Raw genomic sequence first — 6,525 nt, forward strand, 5'->3', positions numbered from 1 at the left:
CCCCGCGCCGCCCCCGGCCCCCCCCCCCCGCCCGCCCCCCCCCCCCCCCCCCCCCCCCCCCCCCCCCCCCCCCCCGTGTGTGTCGCGCGTTATTTAGTCAAGCGGCGCGGAACGCAGGTCGCTCACCTGTTGCGGCGAGATCGGCGTACCGTTGTTGCCCCACGACATCCGGATATACGTGACGACTGCCGCGACTTCCTGGTTCGACAGCGACTGTGCGAACGGCGGCATCCCGTACGGGCGCGGATTCTTGAACGTGCTCGGCGGATAGCCACCATTCAGCACCATGCGGATCGGGTTGACTGCCGATTCCATCACGATCGAGTGGTTGCCTGCCAGCGGCGGATAGGCCGGCGGCTTGCCCGCGCCCGTTGCCGCGTGACAGGTCGCGCAGTTGTCCGCGTAGATCTTCTTGCCCTGGTCGAACAGCGTGTTGCCGAATTGCTTCGACGGCTCGTACTGCATGTTCTTCGGCGCTTCAGCCTTCTGCGGAATCGACTTCAGGTACGTCGACATGGCGCGCGTATCTTCGTCGCTCATGTACTGCAGGCTGTTGTGCACGACGTCGGCCATCGGGCCGAACACCGCGCCCTTGTTCGACACGCCGGCTTGCAGCAGGTCGGACAGCTCCTGCACGTGCCAGTCGCCGAGGCCGAGTTCCTTGTCGTTCGTCAGCGACGGCGCATACCAGTTCTGCAGCGGGATCAGGCCGCCGGCAAACGCCGCCGAGCTCACCGGGCCGCCCATCATGTTGATCGACGTGTGGCACATCGAACAGTGGCCGAGGCCTTCGACGAGGTACGCGCCGCGGTTCCATTCGACCGACTTGGTCGGATCCGGCTTGTACTCGCCTTCCTTGAAGAACAGCGTACGCCAGCCGATCAGCAGGTTACGGTTGTTGAACGGGAACTTCAGTTCGTGCGGACGGCTCGGCACCGACACCGGCGGCACCGAACGGAGGTACGCGTAGATCGCGTCCGAATCGGCGCGCGTGACCTTCGTGTAGCTCGCGAACGGGAAGCCCGGGTAGAGCAGGCTGCCATCCTTCGAACGGCCGGTGTGCATCGCGCGGTAGAAGTCGTCCGACGTCCACTTGCCGATACCGTCGTTGTCGTCCGGCGTGATGTTCGGCGTGTACATCGTGCCGAACGGCGTCGCCATCGGCAGGCCGCCCGCGAACGACTTGCCGCCGCGCACGGTGTGGCAGGCGATACAGTCGCCGACGCGCGCGAGGTACTCGCCCTTCTTGATCAGCGCGGCCTGGTCGGCCGGCGTGGCCGCGACGGCGGCAGCGCCGTGCAGCGTGTCGCTGCCCGGCCACAGGACCGGGACGAGAGCAGCGGCCGCGACGATCGCGGCAGCCGAGAGTGCAAACAGGGACTTGCGTTTCATTGTGTCTGTCTCCCTTGCCTTATTGCGGTTCGCTGCCGCAGGCGAGCGGAGTCTTCATCGAACGCGCCGGAGCCGGCACGGGGTTGGCGGGCGCCGGTTGCGCGGCGAGCCATGCGGTCACGGCCGTCACGTCTTCGTCGGAAAGTTTCGCGGCGATGTCGTGCATGCAGTCAGGCGCCTTCGCGTGGCGGTTGCCCGAGCGCCATGCGCCGAGCTGCGCGCTCAGGTAATCGGCGTGCAGGCCGACGAGGCCCGGGATCGCCGGCTGCATGCCGGTCAGCCCTGCGCCGTGGCAGGCCACGCAGGCCGGCAGCTTGCGCGACGGGTCGCCTTGCGTGACGAGCTGCTTGCCGCGCGCGAGCGTGGCGGCCGGCAGCGTCGGCTTCGCCGGCGTCGGGTACGGCGGACGCTCGGCCGAGAAGTGCTCGGCGATTTCCTTCAGGTAGTCGTCGTTCAGGTACGTCAGCAGGTAGTTCATCGGCGGGTACTTGCGCCGGCCGTCACGGAAGTTGACGAGCTGGTTGTACAGGTACTCGGCGGGCTTGCCGGCAAGCCGCGGGAAATAGTCGTTGTCGGTGCCCTGGCCGTGAACGCCGTGGCATGCGGTACAGCCGCGCACGCGCTCGGCCATGGTATCGGGTGCCTTGAGCGGCGCCTGTTGGGCGGCCGCTTGCTCGGGCTTGGTCTGCGCTTGGGCAGCGCTCATAAGGCCCGCACTGCCGATCAACAGAACGGCGAGCAACGGACGGAAGAGGCGTCTTGAAGACACACGAGACTCCATGTTTATTCGTCGGGGACCTGTCCGGGCTACGATCGGCTCGGCGCGTGGACGGCAGGACAGCCGGGCTGCTGCGACGCGGCATTCTATCATCGATGGGTAATGACGGCTATTTGACGAAAGGACATCAGTTCCTGTCTGTTTGCGACTTGCGACAATTTGACGCGGATTGCGCGCGGGCAGTGTGAACCGGCGTGCGCTTTCACCATCGAAGACCGTACACTCGCGGGTCGCGCGGTGCCGCCTCCGCCGCAGACTCAGTCATTTCCCCCGTTTACGGATTCATCGATGACGTTTTCTACCATGCCGTTGCCGTCTTCCCGCCGTTGTTCCGCCAGCCGCCGTATCGCCGGCCTGCCGTTGTCGGGAGGGCGCGCGCGATGAGGATCGACAGCTTGTGGATCGGGCAGGTCGCGCTCGCGGCGCTGATGGACGCAACGTTCGCGATGGCGGTCGGCTCCGCGCTGCTCAAGGCCTGGCTCGGCAAGGACGGTGCGCGGCCGGTCGTCGCGCCGTCGCACCCCGCATGGCTGCGCGCGCAACATTCGCTGGTCGCGGCGGCGCTGGCGCTCGTGCTCGCCGATCTCGGCTGGCTGGTGTACGAGGCCGCGACGATGAGCGGCGCGGGCCTCGGTGGCGCGTTCGCCGCGATCCCGACCGTGCTCATGCAAACCCATGCGGGCTTCGCGTGGAGCGTCGCGTTCGCCGGTGCGGTGGTGCTCGCGATCGTCGCGCTGGCCAAGCCCGACGGCCCGCTCGCGCATGCGGTGCTGTGGCTCGCGGTGATCGTGGTCGAGGCCGGCAAGGCGTCGCTCGGCCATGCGGCCGACACGGGCCCGCTGTCCGCGGCGGTCGGCGTGCAGACGCTGCACCTGCTCGCCACCGCGGTGTGGGGCGGCCTCGTGCTCGCGGGCGGGCTCGCGGTGCTGCCGGCGCTCGGCTCGTCGGTCGCGCGCGGCGCGCTGATCCGGGTCGGCCAGCACCTGTCGCGCACGTCGATGATCGCGGTCGTGTTCGTGCTCGGCACCGGCGCGCTCAATGCGCTGCGCGGGCTCGGCGGCTCGCTCGCGCCGCTCGACGGCAGCACGTGGGGGCGCGTGCTGTTGCTCAAGCTGCTGCTCGTCGCGCTCGCGCTCGTGCTCGGCGGGCTGAACCGCTTGTCCGCGCTGCCGCGCCTGCGGCGTACCGCGTCGACCGAAGACGCGCACACGTTCCGCAACATTCTGCATCTCGAAGCGTTGACGATGATCGGCGTGTTCGTCGCGGCGGCGGTACTGTCGTTCAGCGTGCCGGGGTTCGCGGCGCTCGGCTGACGGCCGGCGCGGTGTCGCGCGGCGTGCGGGCAGCGCGGCGTGGGGCGCCTGCGTGCGTCAGGCACCGCATCGCGTGAAGCCGATCGCGTGCATGCAAAAACGGCCGCCTGCCGGGCGGCCGTATGGAAGCCGTTGCGTGGCCTGCCTGCCGCGCAACGCACGTCACTTCATCTCATTGCATCGTCACCATTCGGCGACGCTGCCGTCCGCGTGACGCCACACCGGGTTGCGCCAGCGATGGCCCGTCTTCGCCATCTCGCGCACCTTCTCCTCGTTGACGTCGATGCCGAGCCCCGGGCCTTGCGGGATCGCGACGAAGCCGTCCTCGTAGCGGAACACTTCCGGGTTGCGCAGGTAGTCGAGCAGATCGTTGCCCTGGTTGTAGTGGATGCCGAGGCTCTGTTCCTGGATGAACGCGTTGTAGCTGACCGCATCGAGCTGCAGGCACGCGGCGAGCGCGATCGGCCCGAGCGGGCAGTGCAGCGCGAGCGCGACGTCGTAGCTTTCCGCGAGCGTTGCGATCTTGCGGCACTCGGTGATGCCGCCCGCGTGCGATGCATCGGGCTGGATGATGTCGACGTAGCCGCCCGCGAGGATGTGCTTGAAGTCCCAGCGCGAGTAGAGCCGCTCGCCCAGCGCGATCGGCGTGTTGGTCTGGTTCACGATGTCGCGCAGCGCCTCGGCGTTCTCCGACAGCACCGGCTCCTCGATGAACATCAGCTTGTACGGGTCGAGCTCCTTCGCGAGCACCTTCGCCATCGGCTTGTGCACGCGGCCGTGGAAGTCCACGCCGATCCCGACGTGCGGGCCGACCGCGTCGCGCACCGCCGAGACGTTCGCGATCACTTGCTCGACCTTGTCGTAGGTGTCGACGATCTGCAGCTCCTCGGAGCCGTTCATCTTCACGGCCTTGAAGCCGCGCTCGACCACCGCGCGCGCGTTGTTCGCGACGTCGCTCGGCCGGTCGCCGCCGATCCACGAGTACACCTTGATGCGATCGCGCACCTGGCCGCCGAGCAGCGCGTGCACGGGCACGCCGTGATGCTTGCCCTTGATGTCCCACAGCGCCTGGTCGACGCCCGCGATCGCGCTCATCGTGATCGGGCCGCCGCGGTAGAAGCCCGCGCGATACATCACCTGCCAGTGATCCTCGATCAGCAGCGGGTTGCGGCCGACGAGGTAGTCGGCGAGTTCCTGCACGGCGGCCTCGACCGTATGTGCGCGACCTTCGACGACCGGCTCGCCCCAGCCGACGATCCCTTCGTCGGTTTCGATCTTGAGGAATAGCCATCGCGGCGGGACGACGAAGGTTTCGAGGCGGGTGATTTTCATGTCGCGAGTCTCCAGGGATGACCGGCGCGGACGTGCGGATGCGATGCCGGTCGAATACGTGGCGGTTATCCTAGCGTAGCCCGTTAAAAAATAGTATTAATAGCACTATTGTGCAGATAGTGGGTACACGGCGGCGGGCCCGCCCAACGGAGAACGATCATTCAACGCGACCTGCATGGACAGACCGCCTTCCAGCTGGCGACCGCGATCCTGCGCGGCGACTATCCGCCCGAATCGCTGCTGCCGAGGGAACCCGAGCTGATGGCGATGTTCGGTGTGAGCCGCACCGTGCTGCGCGAGGCGCTGCGCACGCTGACGTCGAAGGGGCTCATCGAATCGCGGCCGAAGGTCGGCACGCGCGTGCGGCCGCGACGCGCGTGGAACCTGCTCGATGCCGACCTGCTCGACTGGTATGCGCGCGTCGCGCCGCCGCTCGCGTTCGCGATGAAGCTGCAGGAGATGCGCGAGATGATCGAGCCGCACGCGGCCGCGCTGGCTGCGCGCGCACATGGCCCGGGCGGGTTCGACGCGATCGAGGACGCGGTGCGTGCGATGGCCGCCGCACGCAACATCGACGAATGGGTGCGCGCCGACCTGCGCTTTCACCTGAGCGTGCTGGAGGCCGGCGGCAATGAACTGCTGGTGCCGCTCGGCGCACTGATCGACCGCACGCTCGAGGCGCAGCTGCATCTGAATGCGCGGCGCGCGCACGTGTTCAACGCGTCGCTCGCCGAGCATACGGCCGTCAGCGACGCGATCCGCGCGCGCGACGAGGACGGCGCGCGCCGCGCGATGGCGACGCTGCTCGCGATCACGCGCGCGCGGATCGAGCGGTCGTGACGGGCCGCGCGCCGGCGTGCGGTCAGGCGTTCGCGCAGCCGCCGGGCTTCAGCACGCGTTGCGTCGACGCCGGGTGTTTGGCGAGCAGGCTCGCCGGCCGGCGCGGGCGAGCGACCAGATCGCCGCCGCAGTTCGGGCAGCGGCCCTTCAGCACGTCGTCGGCGCAGCTCGCGCAAAAAGTACACTCGAACGTACAAATGCGTGCCTCCGCCGAATCGGGCGGCAGATCCTTGTCGCAGCATTCGCAGCCGGGGCGCAGTTCGAGCATGGCGGTTTCCTCGTGATCGGAGCGGTTCGGGGCGGCCGTCGCCGGACATTGCGCACGGCGCGGGTGCACGCTACTGTACCTGCTTGAGTCGGCCCGGCCAACGGTGTCCCGCCGGGGCGCCGTCGACGCGCACGGGCTGCCCCGGGAGACGACCATGCTTTATCGCGGAAGCTGTCACTGCGGCGACGTGAAGTTCGAGGCGGAAGGCGACCTGCAGGGCGTGATGGCCTGCAACTGTTCGATCTGCCAGCGCAAGGGCGCGCTGATGTGGTTCGTGCCCCGCGACCACCTGAAGCTGCTCACGCCCGACGAGAACCTCGCGACCTACATGTTCAACAAGCACGTGATCCGGCATCGCTTCTGCAAGCGCTGCGGGATTCATACGTTCGGCGAGGGCACGCACCCGAACGGCACCGAAATGGCCGCGATCAACGTGCGCTGCCTCGAGAATGTCGATCTCGACGCGCTGCCCGTCACGCACTTCGACGGCCGCTCGCGCTAGCGCCGGCAGCGGCGTGAGCCGGCCGCGGGCGGCGTGCCGCCGCGCGAGCGCGCGTTGCCGTCAGGACGGCTGGGCCGGCTGCACCGGCGCGACCGCCGCC

Annotated in this window: 7 protein-coding genes; 3 read left to right on the forward strand and 4 right to left on the reverse strand. The window is 68.5% G+C overall.

Annotated features, from left to right (window positions below):
- Positions 1-93 precede the first annotated feature (93 nt).
- Together O1Q03_RS29340 and O1Q03_RS29345 are read right to left on the reverse strand one after the other, a co-directional pair.
- The gene (locus O1Q03_RS29340) at positions 94-1,392 is read right to left on the reverse strand and encodes a c-type cytochrome (RefSeq protein WP_269507545.1); all 1,299 of its coding nucleotides are present in this window, start codon (positions 1,390-1,392) and stop codon (positions 94-96) included.
- Between the two features lie 19 nt (positions 1,393-1,411).
- Positions 1,412-2,173: a c-type cytochrome gene (locus tag O1Q03_RS29345; protein WP_269507546.1), complete on the reverse strand. Its 762-nt coding sequence runs from the start codon at positions 2,171-2,173 to the stop codon at positions 1,412-1,414.
- A gap of 377 nt (positions 2,174-2,550) precedes the next feature.
- On the opposite strand from O1Q03_RS29345, the gene O1Q03_RS29350 reads away from it, so the two are divergent.
- The gene (locus O1Q03_RS29350; RefSeq protein ID WP_269507548.1) at positions 2,551-3,483 is read left to right on the forward strand and encodes a CopD family protein; all 933 of its coding nucleotides are present in this window, start codon (positions 2,551-2,553) and stop codon (positions 3,481-3,483) included.
- A 183-nt stretch (positions 3,484-3,666) separates the two neighbouring features.
- Here the strand turns inward: O1Q03_RS29350 and dgoD are convergent, their stop codons facing one another.
- Entirely contained in the window at positions 3,667-4,815 is a 1,149-nt protein-coding gene (gene dgoD, locus O1Q03_RS29355; protein WP_269507549.1) for a galactonate dehydratase, read from the reverse strand.
- A gap of 156 nt (positions 4,816-4,971) precedes the next feature.
- On the opposite strand from dgoD, the gene O1Q03_RS29360 reads away from it, so the two are divergent.
- Entirely contained in the window at positions 4,972-5,655 is a 684-nt protein-coding gene (locus tag O1Q03_RS29360) for a FadR/GntR family transcriptional regulator (protein WP_269507553.1), read from the forward strand.
- Positions 5,656-5,677: 22 nt separating this feature from the next.
- On the opposite strand, the gene O1Q03_RS29365 is transcribed toward O1Q03_RS29360, so the two are convergent.
- Complete coding sequence (locus tag O1Q03_RS29365) at positions 5,678-5,923, reverse strand: DUF1272 domain-containing protein (RefSeq protein ID WP_269507550.1); 246 nt, start codon at positions 5,921-5,923, stop codon at positions 5,678-5,680.
- Between the two features lie 154 nt (positions 5,924-6,077).
- Between O1Q03_RS29365 and O1Q03_RS29370 the strand changes: the two genes are divergently transcribed.
- On the forward strand, positions 6,078-6,425 hold the full coding sequence (locus O1Q03_RS29370; protein ID WP_269507551.1) for a GFA family protein: 348 nt from the start codon (positions 6,078-6,080) through the stop codon (positions 6,423-6,425).
- Positions 6,426-6,525: the final 100 nt, after the last annotated feature.

The organism is Burkholderia sp. IMCC1007 (assembly GCF_027257875.1).
GTDB lineage: Bacteria > Pseudomonadota > Gammaproteobacteria > Burkholderiales > Burkholderiaceae > Burkholderia.

What these genes read in the sequence shown, in the direction of transcription:
- O1Q03_RS29340 (WP_269507545.1), bottom strand. Translation starts at nt 1,392, where the DNA reads ATGAAACGCAAGTCCCTGTTTGCACTCTCGGCTGCCGCGATCGTCGCG.
- O1Q03_RS29345 (WP_269507546.1), bottom strand. Translation starts at nt 2,173, where the DNA reads ATGGAGTCTCGTGTGTCTTCAAGACGCCTCTTCCGTCCGTTGCTCGCC.
- O1Q03_RS29350 (WP_269507548.1), top strand. Translation starts at nt 2,551, where the DNA reads ATGAGGATCGACAGCTTGTGGATCGGGCAGGTCGCGCTCGCGGCGCTG.
- dgoD (WP_269507549.1), bottom strand. Translation starts at nt 4,815, where the DNA reads ATGAAAATCACCCGCCTCGAAACCTTCGTCGTCCCGCCGCGATGGCTA.
- O1Q03_RS29365 (WP_269507550.1), bottom strand. Translation starts at nt 5,923, where the DNA reads ATGCTCGAACTGCGCCCCGGCTGCGAATGCTGCGACAAGGATCTGCCG.
- O1Q03_RS29370 (WP_269507551.1), top strand. Translation starts at nt 6,078, where the DNA reads ATGCTTTATCGCGGAAGCTGTCACTGCGGCGACGTGAAGTTCGAGGCG.